The following is a 14,973-nucleotide window of genomic DNA, read 5'->3' on the forward strand; positions in this document are numbered from 1 at the left end:
TACGGCTTTAAAAAATGAATGAATAACGCTATGTTTTGATGAAATTCATTCACTTTTTCGATAAATAATGCACAAAACGACGCTGGAACAATGGTCCTTGCTGGAAAAAGTCATTGAGCTGGGTAGCTTCGCCAAAGCGGCAGAAGAGACCCATCGCAGCCAGTCTTCGGTGAGCTATAACCTCGCCCTGCTGCAGGAAAGGCTGGGCGTCGCGCTGCTGCACCCTGCTGGCCGCCGCGCGGTACTCACCCCGGCCGGGGAGCTGCTGCTAAGCCAGGTAAAACCGCTCCTGCAAGCGTTTTCATACGTTGAAACCCGCGCGGCGACCCTGCGCAACGGCGCGCGGACCCGTCTGGACCTGGTTGTGGATAGTATTTTCCCCCGCCAACGGCTGTTTGCCATTCTGCGCCAGTTTCAGCAGCGCCATCCGCAGACTCAGGTGAGGCTGACCGAAGTCCTCGAAAATATGAAAGATGAGCAGGAGGCCCGCAGCGAGGCCGACGTGATGGTACTCACCCGCCGCCAGGATATTAGCGGACGCGGCGAATGGTTGATGAACATTGATTTTGTCGCCGTTGCCCACCGGGACCATCCGCTTGCCAGGCTGAGCGGCCCTCTCGACGACAGCGCGCTGGCCCCCTGGCCGCTGGTGCGTATCGCCGATCGCAGCGACGACCCGCAGACAGGCCGCGATGCGTGGACATTTTCCACCATTGATGCCGCTATCGATGCCGTGCTGTATCAGGTCGGATTCGGCTGGCTTCCCGAAGAGCGCATCCGCTCCCGGCTGGAGCAGGGTGTACTGAAAATCTTGCCGCTCAGCCACGGCGCCCGACGCGCCACGCCGCTGCATCTGATCGTCAAACGCGATCTGGCTCCTCTCGATGAACAGCTCGAAACGCTGCTGGCGCTGTTCAGGACGCCATGAATCGCCCGCGTGCGCGGGCCTGCGGGCACACGAATCCTTCAGGCTATCGCGACCCGGCTAACCCGCAGACAACCGGAAGCACGACGTGTATATATGAAATTCTTATACTTTCCGGTCTGACATTGATCCAGGTTAGGCCTGAAGTATGATGAATTATTAAAATCATCATACTTTCCGTCCAGTTGAGATAAAGACCTTGTCTATTTTCCGCACCGCGCTGCTGGCGCTTCTCGCCTGCGCACCTCTGCTGACCGCCGCCGCCTCATACGATATCACTACCGCCTGGCCGGTGAACGTGGGTCCGCTGAACCCGCACCTGTATACCCCCAACCAGATGTTTGCCCAAAGCATGGTGTATGAGCCGCTGGTAAAGTATCAGGCGGATGGCTCGGTAAAACCGTGGCTGGCCACCCACTGGAGCCACTCTGCGGACGGGAAAGTGTGGCGCTTTACTCTGCGTAACGACGTGCAGTTTTCTAACGGCGAGCCGTTCAATGCGCAGGCCGCGGTCGCCAACTTCCAGGCGGTACTGGCTAACCGACAGCGCCATGCCTGGCTGGAGCTGACCAATCAGATTACCGACGTGCGGGCGCTCAGCGATACGCAGCTGCAGATTACGCTCAAAAGCGCCTACTCCCCTTTCTTGCAGGAGCTGGCGCTGCCGCGCCCGTTCCGTTTTATCGCCCCTTCGCAGTTTGTTGAAGGGGGAACGCAGCACGGCATCAAAGCGCCGGTCGGCACCGGCCCCTGGATGCTGAAAACCTCGAAACTTAACCAGTATGATGTGCTGGTACGCAACGACCGCTACTGGGGCGACAAACCGGCAATCCGCCAGGTGACCGTGAAAGTGATCCCGGACCCGATGACCCGCGCCGTCGCCTTTGAAACCGGCGAGATCGATCTGCTTTACGGTAACGAGGGCCTGCTGCCGCTGGATACCTTTGCCCGTTTCAGCCATAACCCGGCCTGGCGTACCCAGCTCTCTCAGCCTGTCGAAACGGTGATGCTGGCCCTGAACTCCGCCAGAGCCCCCACGAACGAACTGGCGGTGCGTGAAGCACTGAATTACGCGGTGAATAAAAAATCGCTGATCGACAATGCGCTGTACGGTACGCAACAGGTGGCCGACACGCTGTTTGCCCCCTCCGTGCCGTACGCCGATATTGGCCTCAAACCACGCCACTACGACCCGCAGCAGGCTAACGCCCTGTTGGAGAACGCCGGTTGGATCCGCCCTGCCGGCAAAGCGATTCGCGAGAAAAACAGCCAACCGCTGCACATCGAACTGTCGTTTATCGGCACCGATGCCCTGAGTAAGTCGATGGCGGAGATAATCCAGGCGGATATGCGCCAGGTCGGGGTGGACGTGGCGCTGGTCGGTGAAGAGGAGAGCAGCATTTACGCCCGCCAGCGCGACGGCCGCTTTGGCATGATTTTTAACCGTACCTGGGGGGCGCCATATGACCCGCACGCGTTTATGAGCTCAATGCGCGTCCCCTCGCACGCCGATTATCAGGCCCAGCAAGGGTTAGCAGACAAGCCGCTGATCGATAAAGAGATTGGCCAGGTGCTGACCACCAGCGACGCAACGCAACGTCAGGCGCTGTATCGCGATATTCTGACCCGTCTGCACAACGACGCGGTCTATCTGCCCGTCAGCTATATCTCGATGATGGTGGTGGCGAAACCCGAACTGGGGCCGATTCCTTACGCGCCGGTTACCGCTGAAATTCCGTTCGAACAGATCCAGCCGGTGAATCCCTGATGCAACGCTATCTGCTGCGGCGCATTCTGCTGCTGATTCCGATGATTTTTGCCGCCTCGGTGATTATCTTCCTGATGCTTCGCCTCGGCACCGGCGACCCGGCGCTCGACTACCTGCGGCTGTCAAACCTGCCGCCGACGCCGGAGATGGTGGCCTCTACGCGAACGATGCTCGGGCTGGATCAGCCGCTCGTCGTCCAGTATGGCCACTGGCTATGGCGCGCGCTACATCTCGATTTTGGCGTATCATTTGCCACCCAGCGTCCGGTGCTTGACGATGTGCTGCGCTTCCTGCCTGCAACGCTGCAGCTGGCGGGCGCGGCGCTGGTGCTGATCCTGCTGACCTCCGTACCGCTGGGCATCTGGGCCGCGCGTCACCGCGAGCATTTGCCGGATTTCATCGTGCGGCTCATCGCCTTTCTTGGCGTGTCGATGCCAAACTTCTGGCTCGCCTTTTTACTGGTGCTGTTCTTCTCGGTCTATTTACAGTGGCTGCCCGCTCTCGGCTACGGCGGCTGGCAGCATATCGTCCTGCCGGCGGTGTCGATTGCGTTTATGTCGCTGGCGATTAACGCCCGTCTCCTGCGCGCCAGCATGCTGGACGTGGCCGGACAGCGCCATGTCACCTGGGCGCGCCTGCGCGGCCTGAATGCCAGGCAAATCGAACGTCGCCACATTCTGCGCAACGCCTCGCTACCGATGATTACCGCTGTGGGCATGCACATTGGCGAACTGATCGGCGGGACGATGATCATCGAAAATATCTTTGCCTGGCCGGGCATCGGCCGCTATGCCGTCTCGGCGATCTTTAATCGCGATTATCCAGTGATTCAATGCTTTACGCTTATCATGGTGGTGGTATTCGCCCTGTGCAATCTGGCGGTCGATCTGCTCAACGCCGCGCTGGACCCGCGTATTCGTCGTCATGAAGGAGCGCACTCATGAGCTTTTTCTTCTCAGCGCGCGGTTCGGTGCGCGCGGCGCTGGTCATCATCGTCCTGCTGACGCTAGTGGCGCTCACCAGCCAGTGGTGGCTGCCGTATGATCCGCAGGCCATTGATTTACCTTCCCGTCTGCTGTCGCCGGACGGCCAGCACTGGCTGGGGACCGACCATCTGGGCCGCGATATTTTCTCCCGTCTGCTGGCGGCGACCCGGGTGTCGCTGGGAGCGGTGATGGCCTGTTTACTGCTGGTTCTGGCGCTGGGGCTTCTCGTTGGCGGCTGTGCCGGACTCATGGGCGGGCGGGTCGATCAGCTCACCATGCGGGTGGCCGACATGTTTATGACCTTTCCAACCTCCATTCTGTCGTTTTTTATGGTCGGCGTGCTGGGAACCGGGTTGACCAACGTCATTATCGCCATCGCGTTGTCTCACTGGGCCTGGTACGCGCGCATGGTTCGCAGCCTGGTGGTCTCCCTGCGCCAGCGCGAGTTTATTCTCGCCGCACGGCTGAGCGGAGCGAATCGCTGGCGGCTTTTCCTCGATCACCTGGCCGGCGCGGTAGTGCCCTCGCTGCTGGTTCTCGCCACCCTCGATATCGGTCATATGATGCTGCACGTCGCCGGGATGTCGTTCCTCGGCCTTGGCGTCAGCGCGCCGACGGCAGAATGGGGGGTGATGATCAACGATGCGCGGCAGTTTATCTGGAGCCAGCCGCTACAGATGCTGTGGCCCGGTCTGGCGCTGTTTATCAGCGTGATGGCCTTTAACCTGGTGGGCGACGCGCTGCGCGATCGTCTCGATCCTCATCTGATCGCGGAGCACAGCCACTGATGCCGCAAAAGATCCAGTTAGAACAATTGACGCTGTGCGCCGGTCAGCCGCTGGTCACGGATCTGTCGTTAACCTTACGTCGCGGGCAGGTACTGGCTCTGCTCGGCAGCAGCGGTTGCGGGAAATCGCTGACCTGCGCCGCCGCGCTTGGCGTGCTGCCCCCCGGCGTCCGGCAAACCGCCGGGCATCTGCTGCTGGACGGCATTCCGGTGCACGGCGAGCAGCTGCGCGGCGGCACCGTTGCCACGATTATGCAAAATCCACGCAGCGCCTTTAATCCGCTGTACACGATGGCGACCCATGCGCGGGAAACCTGCCGCGCCGCTGGCCAGCCGGCGGATGATGCGGCGCTGATTGCCGCCATGGCCGCCGTCGGTCTGGAAAACCCGTCTCAGCTCCTGAAACGCTATCCCTTCGAGATGAGCGGCGGGATGTTGCAGCGCATGATGATCGCCCTCGCCCTGCTGAGTAAGGCGCCCTTTATCTTCGCCGATGAACCCACCACTGACCTCGATACCGTGGCGCAGGGGCGCATTCTGGATCTGCTGGAAGAGATTGTCTCCAGCCGCGGCCAGGGACTGCTGCTGGTCACTCACGACATGGGCGTAGTGGCGCGACTGGCGCACGAAGTCGCGGTGATGGACCACGGGCGCATCGTCGAGCATTGCGACGTCAACACCCTGTTCAGCGCTCCCCGGCATCCGGTGAGTCAACGGCTGCTGGCGGCACACCTGGCGCTGTACGGAATGGAGTGTGCAGAATGAGCCTACTGAACGTGACCGACGTCAGCCACGATTACCCGCACCAGCCGGGCGTGCTGCGCGACGTCAGCCTGAGCATCCAGACGGGTGAAACGGTAGCGCTGCTTGGACGCAGCGGCTGCGGCAAAAGCACCCTGGCGAGGATGCTGGTCGGCCTTGAGACACCGGATAACGGCGAGATAACCTGGCGCGGAACGCCGATTCAGACGCTAAAAGGCGACGCGCAGCGCGCGTTTCGTCGCGATATCCAGCTGGTTTTCCAGGATGCTCAAAGCGCCGTGAACCCGCGTAAAACGGTGAATGAGATCATCAGCGAACCGCTGCGCCATCTGTTTCGCTTCACGCGCGATGAGCGCCAGGCGCGGGTCGAAGCGATGATGCAGGCGGTTGATCTTTCTCCTCTCCTGCTCGACACACGTCCGCACCAGCTTAGCGGCGGGCAGCTACAGCGCGTTTGCCTGGCGCGGGCGCTGGTTGTGCGTCCCCCGTTACTGATCCTCGATGAGGCCGTCTCGAATCTTGACCTCGTTTTACAGGCGGAGATCGTTGCGTTGCTAAAGCGTCTGCAGGTACAGTTTTCTACCGCCTGCCTGTTTATCACGCACGACCTGCGGCTGGTAGAGCGCTTTTGTCAGCGGGTGATGGTGATGGAGAGTGGGCAGATTGTTGAAACCACCGCGGTCAACACACCGCTGCGTCTGCAGTCAATGGCGGGTCGGGCACTTCAGCGTGCGGTCCTTCCCGCTTTCCCACCTACCCTTGCTAAAGAGAAACGACCATGCAGCGCGTAACCCTGACTCTTGATGACGATCTTCTGGCCACCCTGGACGCGCTGAGCGCCCGGCGCGGCTATCACAACCGTTCGGAGGCGGTGCGCGATATCTTGCGCAATACGTTGATGCATGAGCATGCGCAACAGCCCGAACAGCGCGGCTACGCGGTGCTTTCCTATGTCTATGAACATGAAAAGCGCGAGCTGGCAAGCCGGCTTATCGCCACGCAGCATCACCACCATGACCTGTCCGTTGCGACGCTGCACGTGCATATCAGCCACGACGACTGCCTGGAGATTGCCGTCCTTAAAGGCGAGATGGGCGAGGTGCAGCATTTTGCCGATGCGGTAATTGCCCAGCGCGGCGTACGTCATGGTCATTTGCACTGCTTAACGGCTTCAGACGAGCATACGCCGCGCTGAAGGGCGATACCGTTCTGAAAAACCACGATATTTATCGTGGTTTATCAACAGTTGATAAACCACGTAAATGATACGCTTTCACCGCCCCCCGGCTTCCCTATAATGGCCGCTCATTTAACGATCTCGTTATGGCGAGGCTCCTGCACAAATACAAGTTACCGCCCTGCTGGTATCGAGAGAGACCACTCAGGGAAATACAGGCATCCATCGAATCAAGGTGTTGCCAAGGTAACTTCTGACGGCGTTCATGCCGGACAGATACGTTGTGCAGTGCTAAAACCAGGACGTAGGGATCTGCCTGTGCTCATCCTGTCTTGTTCGCCCCTATGAGTGATTTTTTATAGGGAATTACACCATGTCTTCAATGCAACACTGCGCCGCACACCTGGCTACCACCGCCTTCGATGGCGATGCGATCGCCCAGTATATGCGTACCGATTTTATCACTCTGCCCGAGCACCTCAGCGTCTATGAAGCGCGGGAGCTCTTTGTCTCGCAGCTCGCCAGCGATGATATTCCAGGCCAGGTCTTTGTGGTGGCCGGAAAGAAGCTGCGCGGCAGTTTATCGATTAAAAAGCTGCTTCAGGAGAGCGATACGGCGCAATCCATTCGCTATTTAATGGACAGCTGCCTGTTCCGCGTGAAGCCCGATGATGAGCGCCAGGAGGTGGTCGCCGAACTGAGCGAACGCGGCCTCGATCTGGTGCCGGTGGTGGAAAAAGGTGAACTGGTCGGCTGCCTGATGGAAAAAGAGATTGCCCATCTGCTGGCAGATGACGTCACCGAAGATATTCATCGCCAGGGCGCCACGCTCCCGCTGGAGAAGCCCTATCTGGAGATCAGCCCGTGGACGCTGTGGAAGAAACGTTCGGTATGGCTACTGCTGCTGTTCGTGGCGGAAGCCTACACCAGCAGCGTGATTCAACATTTTGAAGAGGCGCTGGAATCCGCCATTGCGCTGGCCTTCTTTATTCCGTTGCTGATCGGCACCGGCGGCAACAGCGGGACGCAGATCACCTCCACGCTGGTCCGTTCCATGGCGCTCGGCGAAGTACGCCTGCGCGATGTGGGGCGGGTGATTCGTAAAGAGATGACGACATCGCTGCTGATTGCCCTCACTCTCGGTCTGGCGGGCTGCCTGCGTGCCTGGATGATGGGTATCGGCCTGGAGATCACCCTGATTGTCAGCCTGACGCTGGTCTGCATTACGCTGTGGAGCGCGCTGGTCTCGTCAGTGATCCCGCTGACGCTCAAGCGCGTGGGTATCGACCCGGCGGTGGTCTCCGCGCCGTTTATCGCCACGCTGATTGATGGTACCGGGCTGATTATCTACTTCAAAATCGCCCAGTATTTTCTGGGTCTGAACGGATAAACCGGAGGGCAGCCTGCCGTCACCGGAGGCTGCCCTCTGTTTTACGCCTCTGCCAGCGCCTGGGCGCAGGCCCAGGCGGAAGACCAGGCCCACTGGAAGTTATAGCCGCCCAGCCAGCCGGTCACATCCATCACTTCACCGATAAAATAGAGCCCCGGTACCTTGCGCGCTTCCATGGTCCGCGACGACAGTTCGTGAGTATCTACGCCGCCGAGCGTCACCTCCGCCGTACGGTAGCCTTCGGTGCCGTTGGGCTGCACGCGCCAGGCGGTCAGCGTCTCCACCAGCATTTCCTGCTCGCGCACGTTGAGCTGTTTTAGCGTGACGTCCGGAATTTGTCCCAGCTGCTGCAGGCACTCCACCAGCCGCTTCGGCAGCTGCATGGCGAGGGTGTTTTTCAGGCTTTGATTCGGATGTTCGCTACGCTGCGCGTTAAGGAAATCATCAAGATGGCAATCCGGCAGCAGGTTGATGGTGACAAACTCGCCCGGCTGCCAGTAGCTGGATATTTGCAGCACCGCCGGCCCGGAGAGCCCGCGGTGGGTAAACAGCAGATTCTCGCGAAACAGCGTGCCGTTTTCCGCGGTAATGGTCGCAGGTACCGACACGCCGGAGAGCACCTGTAGCGGCTCAAGCAGCGGTTTGTGCAGCGTAAAAGGCACCAGCCCGGCACGGGTCGGCAGCACCTTGAGGCCAAACTGCCCGGCAAGTTTATAGCCAAACGGCGACGCACCAAGGCCCGGCATCGACAGGCCGCCGGAGGCCACGACCAGTTTTTTCGCCGCCACCTCGTCGCCGTTGAGCTGTAACCTGTAGCCTTCATCGTCGCGTTCTACGCCGATAATTTCGCTACGCAGGCGAATTTGCACGCCGCCTTTCTCGCATTCGGCCAGCAGCAGGTTGACTATCTGCTCCGCGGAATCATCGCAAAACAGCTGGCCGAGGGTCTTCTCATGCCAGGCAATGCCGTGTTTGCCCACCAGTTCGATAAAATCCCACTGGGTATAGCGCGCCAGCGCAGATTTGCAAAAATGCGGGTTCAGGCTGAGATAGGCTGCCGGCTCAATATACATATTGGTAAAGTTGCAGCGGCCGCCGCCGGACATCAGAATTTTACGGCCCGGCTTTTTGCCATTATCCAGCAACAGCACGCGCAGCCCGGCCTGGCCCGCCTGCGCCGCACAAAACATTCCCGCCGCCCCGGCGCCGATTACAATGGCATCAAACCTTTCCACACAACCTTCCTCATATCCCGATTGTCGGGAATTGTAAATTTTTCACGCTGGTCGCACCAGCACGAAAATCCATGTATTCATGTACCTTATTGAAAGATATAGGATTACTCTTAAGTGGGTAAAATACAGACCGGAAGAAAATCAAAAAAATTCCATATTTCACTTTGCCCACGCCGCTAAAGTCACTGATAATGCGCCGCGTTCATGTCCTCAAAATGGCGTAACGTCCTATGCTACATTTATTTGCCGGTCTGGATTTACATACCGGGCTATTACTATTGCTTGCTTTAGCTTTCGTGCTGTTTTACGAAGCGATTAACGGTTTTCATGATACCGCAAACGCTGTTGCTACTGTGATTTACACACGCGCAATGCGGTCACAACTTGCTGTTGCGATGGCGGCCCTCTTCAACTTCTTCGGTGTTCTGTTGGGGGGTCTTAGCGTCGCTTATGCCATCGTGCATATGCTGCCGACCGACCTGCTGCTTAACATGGGTTCCGCACATGGCCTCGCCATGGTGTTCTCTATGCTGCTGGCAGCGATTATCTGGAATCTTGGTACCTGGTATTTTGGCCTTCCGGCCTCCAGTTCGCACACGCTGATCGGCGCTATCATCGGGATTGGTTTAACCAATGCGCTGATGACCGGGACATCCGTGGTTGACGCGCTGAATATCCCGAAAGTCATCGGTATTTTCGCCTCACTGATCGTTTCACCTATTGTCGGTCTGGTGATCGCTGGCGGCCTGATTTTCATTTTGCGTCGTTACTGGAGCGGTACCGTAAAACGCGCCCGTATTCACATGACGCCCGCAGAACGCGAGAAGAAAGACGGTAAGAAAAAACCGCCATTCTGGACCCGTATTGCCCTGATTCTGTCCGCCATTGGCGTATCGTTCTCCCACGGCGCTAACGACGGCCAGAAAGGCATTGGCCTGGTCATGCTGGTACTTATCGGCGTGGCGCCGGCAGGTTTCGTCGTGAACATGAATGCCTCCGGCTATGAGATTACCCGGACCCGCGATGCGGTGAACAACGTGGAAACCTTCTTCGAGCAGCGCCCTGAGCTGCTGAAAAAGGTCACCGGCGTTGAGCAACTGATTCCTTCTCCGGAGGCCGGAACGGCCGCCAGCGGCGGTGAGTTCCATTGCCATCCGGCGAATACCATCAACGCGCTGAGTCACGTGAAAACGGCGCTGACCGGTATTGAAAGCTATGACTCGCTCTCCGTGGATCAGCGGAGTCAACTGCGTCGCATCATGCTGTGCATTTCCGACACCACCGACAAAGTCGCGAAGCTACCGGAAGTGAATGCTGACGATCAGCGCCTGCTGAAGAAACTGAAAATCGATATGCTGAGCACCATCGAGTACGCGCCAATCTGGATCATTATGGCCGTGGCGCTGGCGCTGGGTATCGGCACCATGATCGGCTGGCGTCGCGTGGCGACCACTATCGGCGAGAAGATCGGTAAGAAAGGCATGACCTACGCGCAAGGTATGTCCGCCCAGATGACCGCGGCGATTTCGATTGGCCTGGCGAGTTACACCGGTATGCCGGTATCGACCACCCACGTGCTCTCCTCCTCCGTGGCGGGGACGATGCTCGTCGATGGCGGCGGCCTGCAGAAAAAGACCGTCACCAGTATTCTGATGGCGTGGGTGCTGACCTTGCCGGCAGCAATCCTGTTGTCAGGCGGGCTGTACTGGCTAGCCCTCAAGATTATCTAAGTTCAGGTCATTACCGCTGAGCGAGCAACCCTAAACGGGTCAGGAAACTGGCCCGTTTTTTTTACCTGTCATCCGGCTAGTGCCAAATCAGTAACGCGATCAGACTCACCACCACCAGGCCGCACAGGGCGCTGGTCAGGATAAACAGCCGCCGAACCCGCTCGCAGCGACGAATAAATTCATCATCGTGATGATCGCGATAACGTTGGGCGTAGATGTACCAGACCAGGCGCACCTGTTTGCCCGGCTGCCCATGCGAAGTAAAAAAGCCTCCGCCATCAACATATTGATAAAGCAAGGGATCGCAACCACGTAGCACAACCAATAATGCACGCAATGAAGAGAAGTAACGTGCCATATTCACCACACAAACGATACACAGGGCCCAAAACAGCGCAATAGTGCTGATCATACGTCCTCCCCGGCGACCCGCCCTCGGAGACATCTCCGGAGCTAGCGCTTCCCAATACCCAACCCAACACAATACGAGAGTGCGATTCCGATCACGTTTATTTATCCGATCGGCTCATTAAATAGTGTAGGAGATCAGTCAATTTTTTTACCACAAGGTTAATCGTTATCAATGCGTAAGATGAATATATTTGTTTAACTTTTGGTGAATCAGGTGCATTGACGGAGCATGAGGGGCGCTATAAGGTAGAAATATCTTCTACAATTAAGTCCTTAAAGGACTGTACCCCCGCGGATTAGCACGCAGGACGCGGGCGAAGCGGCAGCACCCGCTGTCTGGTCCAATGGTCATCGACAACTTATGGAAGGAGTAACACTATGGCTTACAAACATATTCTTATCGCAGTAGACCTCTCCCCGGAAAGCAAAGTTCTGGTAGAGAAAGCCGTTTCTATGGCGCGTCCTTATAATGCCAAAGTCTCTCTGATTCACGTGGATGTTAATTACTCCGACCTGTACACCGGTCTGATCGATGTCAACCTGGGCGACATGCAGAAACGCATTTCCGAAGAGACGCACTACGCCCTGAGCGAACTGTCCACCAACGCGGGCTATCCGATTACCGAAACCCTGAGCGGCAGCGGCGATCTCGGCCAGGTACTGGTTGATGCGATTAAAAAATACGATATGGATCTGGTGGTTTGCGGTCACCATCAGGATTTCTGGAGCAAGCTGATGTCTTCCGCGCGTCAGCTCATCAATACCGTTCACGTCGATATGCTGATTGTGCCGCTGCGCGATGAAGAAGACGAATAACCGTTCGCGCGGTTAACCAGCAGAATGCCAACGCCCGCCTTTGCGGGCGTTGTTATTTTTCACCAACGCGACTCGGGCGTCCCGGCGTAAATATCGAAACGGTGGCCTTTGGTGACCACCGCGTTCGGCGTATCGACATCCGCCAGCGGCGGCGCATAGTCCGGACGTTTCACCACCACCCGTTTGGTCGCCAGCTGACGCGCTGGCTCCAGCAGGCCGTCGGCATCCAGATCCGGCCCGACCAGCGACTGAAACACGCGCATCTCTTTTTTCACCAGCGCACTTTTCTGCTTATGCGGGAACATCGGATCAAGATAGACCACCTGCGGGCGCGGCGTAATGTCGGTCAGCGCCGTCAGGCTGGAGGCATGGATCAGCTGCAAACGCTCGCGCAGCCACGGGCCGATTTCCGGGTCGGCGTAGCCGCGAGCCAGCCCGTCATCAAGCAGGGCCGCCACGACCGGATGACGTTCCAGCATCCGTACGCGGCAGCCCACCGAGGCCAGCACGAAGGCATCGCGCCCCAGTCCCGCCGTCGCATCCACCACATCCGGCAGGTAGTCGCCTTTGACGCCCACCGCTTTCGCCACCGCCTCGCCGCGACCGCCGCCAAATTTACGCCGGTGGGCCATCGCCCCGCCGACGAAATCGACGAAGATGCCGCCAAGTTTTGGCTCGTCGCGTTTACGCAGCTCGAGATGCTCGCAGGTCATGACCAGCGCCAGCGGATTGTCATCGTCCTGCATCAGGCCCCAGCGAGCGGCAAGAACAGATAAGGCGCCGTCTCCGGCGCCCGTTTCATCAATTAAGCAGATCTTCACAGCGGACTTAACCCTTAATACCGTAATGCTCCAGCATCGCATCCAGCTGCGGCTCGCGACCGCGGAAGCGTTTAAACAGTACCATTGGCTCTTCGGAACCGCCGCGGCTCAGGATGTTATCGAGGAACGACTGGCCGGTTTCACGGTTGAAAATCCCCTCCTCTTCAAAGCGCGAGAAGGCGTCCGCCGCCAGGACATCGGCCCACAGATAGCTGTAGTAACCTGCCGCATAGCCCCCGGCAAAAATATGGCTGAAGGCATGCGGGAAGCGGCCCCAGGACGGACCCGGCACCACGGCGACCTGCTTTTTGATTTCCGCCAGCGTTTCGAGGATTTTCGCCCCTTGCTCCGGCTGGTACTCCGCGTGCAGGCGGAAGTCGAACAGGCCGAACTCCAGCTGACGCAGAATGAACAGCGCGGCCTGATAGTTTTTCGCCGCCAGCATTTTTTCCAGCAGCGCCTGCGGCAGCGGTTCGCCGGTTTCATAGTGACCGGAGATAAACGCCAGCGCTTCCGGCTCCCAGCACCAGTTTTCCATAAACTGGCTCGGCAGCTCGACCGCATCCCACGGTACCCCGCTGATGCCGGAGACGCCGGCGGTATCGATACGGGTCAGCATATGGTGCAGACCGTGACCAAATTCGTGGAACAGGGTGATCACTTCATCGTGGGTGAACAGCGCGGGTTTGCCGTTCACCGGGCGGTTAAAGTTGCAGGTCAGGTAGGCGACCGGCTTTTGCAGTGAACCGTCGAGTTTACGCATCTGCCCGACGCAGTCGTCCATCCACGCCCCGCCGCGTTTGTGCTCGCGCGCATACAGATCGAGATAGAAGCTGCCGCGCAGTTCGTTGTGCTCATCATACAGCTCGAAGAAACGCACTTCCGGGTGCCAGACATCCACATCGGTGCGCTCTTTCGCGGTAATCCCGTAAATACGTTTCACCACTTCAAACAGGCCGTTAACCGCTTTATTTTCCGGGAAATAAGGGCGTAGCTGCTCATCGCTGATGCTGTAGAGATGCTGCTTCTGTTTTTCACTGTAGTAAGCGATATCCCACGGCTGGAGTTCGTCGACGCCAAACTCCGCCTGCGCAAAGGCGCGCAGCTGAGCCAGCTCTTTCTCCCCCTGCGGACGAGCGCGTTTCGCCAGGTCGGTCAGGAAGTCGAGCACCTGCTGCGGGTTTTCCGCCATTTTGGTCGACAGCGATTTGGAGGCATAGCTGTCAAAGCCCAGCAGCTGGGCCAGTTCGTGGCGCAGCGCGAGAATTTCCGCCATCACCGGGCTGTTATCCCATTTGCCGGCATTCGGCCCCTGGTCTGACGCGCGGGTGGAGTAAGCGCGATACAGCTCTTCACGCAGCGCCTGGTTGTCGCAGTAGGTCATCACCGGCAGATAGCTCGGAATATCCAGCGTCAGTAGATAGCCTTCCTGTTCTTTCGCCTGGGCCTGAGCCTCGGCTGCCGCCAGCGCGCTTTCCGGCATCCCGGACAGCTCAGCGACGTCGGTCACCAGCTTGCTCCAGCCCATGGTGGCGTCGAGCACGTTGTTGCTGTACTGGTTGCCAAGCTCAGACAGGCGCGCGGCGATTTCGCCGTAGCGTTTCTGCTGCTCTTTCGCCAGGCCAATCCCCGACAGCTCAAAATCGCGCAGCGCGTTATCCACCGCTTTTTTCTGCGCGGTGTTTAGCGTGGCGTAATGGTCGCCGTCGCGCAGATCGCGATACGCCTGATACAACCCTTCATGTTGACCGACCCAGGTGCTGTATTCCGACAGCAGCGGCAGGGTTTGCTCGTAGGCTTCACGCAGCTGGGGGCTGTTCTTGACCGAGTTCAGATGGCTGACCGGCGAGAAGATACGTCCCAGCACATCATCCACTTCAGCCAGCGGCTGGCAGAGCGTTTCCCAGCTGTACGGCGCGCCTTGCGCCACCACGCTTTCTACCGCCGCCCGGCAGTCGTCCAGCGCTTTGGTCACCGCAGGGACGACGTGTTCCGGCTTGATCGCAGAAAAAGGCGGCAATGAAAAAGGCGTCAATAATGGATTGGTCATATGCGCAGTCCTGTTGAAAAGGGTGAATGAAGCGCGCGGTCTGGCGCTTTAGCATGAGATCTAGAATGGGGGATCGTAACGGGAATTTCAATGTCACACCGTGCCAGGTGCCGGG

General features: G+C 58.5%; 14 protein-coding genes and 1 riboswitch. Of the genes, 10 read left to right on the forward strand and 4 right to left on the reverse strand.

Annotation, left to right across the window (positions count from 1 at the left end):
• Positions 1-67: 67 nt before the first annotated feature.
• The 8 genes from FNY10_RS23305 to FNY10_RS23340 all read left to right on the forward strand — a co-directional run bounded on the left by FNY10_RS23305 (position 68) and on the right by FNY10_RS23340 (position 7,795).
• A complete protein-coding gene (locus tag FNY10_RS23305) occupies positions 68-928 on the forward strand; it encodes a LysR family transcriptional regulator (RefSeq protein WP_160704267.1) in 861 nt (286 codons plus the stop codon).
• Between the two features lie 196 nt (positions 929-1,124).
• On the forward strand, positions 1,125-2,693 hold the full coding sequence (gene nikA, locus FNY10_RS23310) for a nickel ABC transporter substrate-binding protein (protein WP_160704264.1): 1,569 nt from the start codon (positions 1,125-1,127) through the stop codon (positions 2,691-2,693).
• Positions 2,693-3,637: a nickel ABC transporter permease subunit NikB gene (gene nikB / locus FNY10_RS23315; protein WP_100683026.1), complete on the forward strand. Its 945-nt coding sequence runs from the start codon at positions 2,693-2,695 to the stop codon at positions 3,635-3,637. The genes nikA and nikB overlap by 1 nt, the downstream gene beginning before the upstream one ends.
• The gene (nikC, locus tag FNY10_RS23320) at positions 3,634-4,467 is read left to right on the forward strand and encodes a nickel ABC transporter permease subunit NikC (RefSeq protein WP_131049179.1); all 834 of its coding nucleotides are present in this window, start codon (positions 3,634-3,636) and stop codon (positions 4,465-4,467) included. Before nikB ends, nikC begins: the two co-directional genes overlap by 4 nt.
• On the forward strand, positions 4,467-5,231 hold the full coding sequence (gene nikD, locus FNY10_RS23325) for a nickel import ATP-binding protein NikD (RefSeq protein WP_141963164.1): 765 nt from the start codon (positions 4,467-4,469) through the stop codon (positions 5,229-5,231). Before nikC ends, nikD begins: the two co-directional genes overlap by 1 nt.
• A complete protein-coding gene (nikE, locus tag FNY10_RS23330) occupies positions 5,228-6,019 on the forward strand; it encodes a nickel import ATP-binding protein NikE (protein WP_160704262.1) in 792 nt (263 codons plus the stop codon). Before nikD ends, nikE begins: the two co-directional genes overlap by 4 nt.
• The gene (gene nikR, locus FNY10_RS23335) at positions 6,007-6,423 is read left to right on the forward strand and encodes a nickel-responsive transcriptional regulator NikR (RefSeq protein WP_131049182.1); all 417 of its coding nucleotides are present in this window, start codon (positions 6,007-6,009) and stop codon (positions 6,421-6,423) included. Before nikE ends, nikR begins: the two co-directional genes overlap by 13 nt.
• 115 nt (positions 6,424-6,538) lie before the next feature.
• A riboswitch (M-box (ykoK) riboswitch) is annotated at positions 6,539-6,722 on the forward strand.
• 56 nt (positions 6,723-6,778) lie between these two features.
• Positions 6,779-7,795: a magnesium transporter gene (locus FNY10_RS23340; RefSeq protein WP_160704260.1), complete on the forward strand. Its 1,017-nt coding sequence runs from the start codon at positions 6,779-6,781 to the stop codon at positions 7,793-7,795.
• A gap of 41 nt (positions 7,796-7,836) precedes the next feature.
• Here FNY10_RS23340 and FNY10_RS23345 read toward each other — a convergent pair whose 3' ends face one another.
• Complete coding sequence (locus FNY10_RS23345) at positions 7,837-9,030, reverse strand: NAD(P)/FAD-dependent oxidoreductase (protein ID WP_141963160.1); 1,194 nt, start codon at positions 9,028-9,030, stop codon at positions 7,837-7,839.
• Positions 9,031-9,260: 230 nt separating this feature from the next.
• On the opposite strand from FNY10_RS23345, the gene pitA reads away from it, so the two are divergent.
• Complete coding sequence (gene pitA / locus FNY10_RS23350; protein WP_131049185.1) at positions 9,261-10,760, forward strand: inorganic phosphate transporter PitA; 1,500 nt, start codon at positions 9,261-9,263, stop codon at positions 10,758-10,760.
• A gap of 76 nt (positions 10,761-10,836) precedes the next feature.
• Here pitA and uspB read toward each other — a convergent pair whose 3' ends face one another.
• The gene (uspB, locus tag FNY10_RS23355) at positions 10,837-11,172 is read right to left on the reverse strand and encodes a universal stress protein UspB (RefSeq protein ID WP_100683018.1); all 336 of its coding nucleotides are present in this window, start codon (positions 11,170-11,172) and stop codon (positions 10,837-10,839) included.
• A 377-nt stretch (positions 11,173-11,549) separates the two neighbouring features.
• Here uspB and uspA point away from each other — a divergent pair, with 377 nt between their 5' ends.
• Positions 11,550-11,987 (forward strand): universal stress protein UspA, encoded by a 438-nt coding sequence (uspA, locus tag FNY10_RS23360; protein WP_141963158.1) that lies wholly within the window; start codon positions 11,550-11,552, stop codon positions 11,985-11,987.
• 59 nt (positions 11,988-12,046) lie between these two features.
• Here the strand turns inward: uspA and rsmJ are convergent, their stop codons facing one another.
• Positions 12,047-12,808 (reverse strand): 16S rRNA (guanine(1516)-N(2))-methyltransferase RsmJ, encoded by a 762-nt coding sequence (rsmJ, locus tag FNY10_RS23365; protein ID WP_141963156.1) that lies wholly within the window; start codon positions 12,806-12,808, stop codon positions 12,047-12,049.
• 7 nt (positions 12,809-12,815) lie between these two features.
• Positions 12,816-14,858 (reverse strand): oligopeptidase A, encoded by a 2,043-nt coding sequence (gene prlC, locus FNY10_RS23370; protein ID WP_160704258.1) that lies wholly within the window; start codon positions 14,856-14,858, stop codon positions 12,816-12,818.
• Positions 14,859-14,973 lie beyond the last annotated feature (115 nt).

The sequence above is a fragment of the Klebsiella sp. Lac1 genome (genome assembly GCF_009825425.1).
Taxonomy (GTDB): Bacteria; Pseudomonadota; Gammaproteobacteria; order Enterobacterales; family Enterobacteriaceae; genus Klebsiella; species Klebsiella electrica.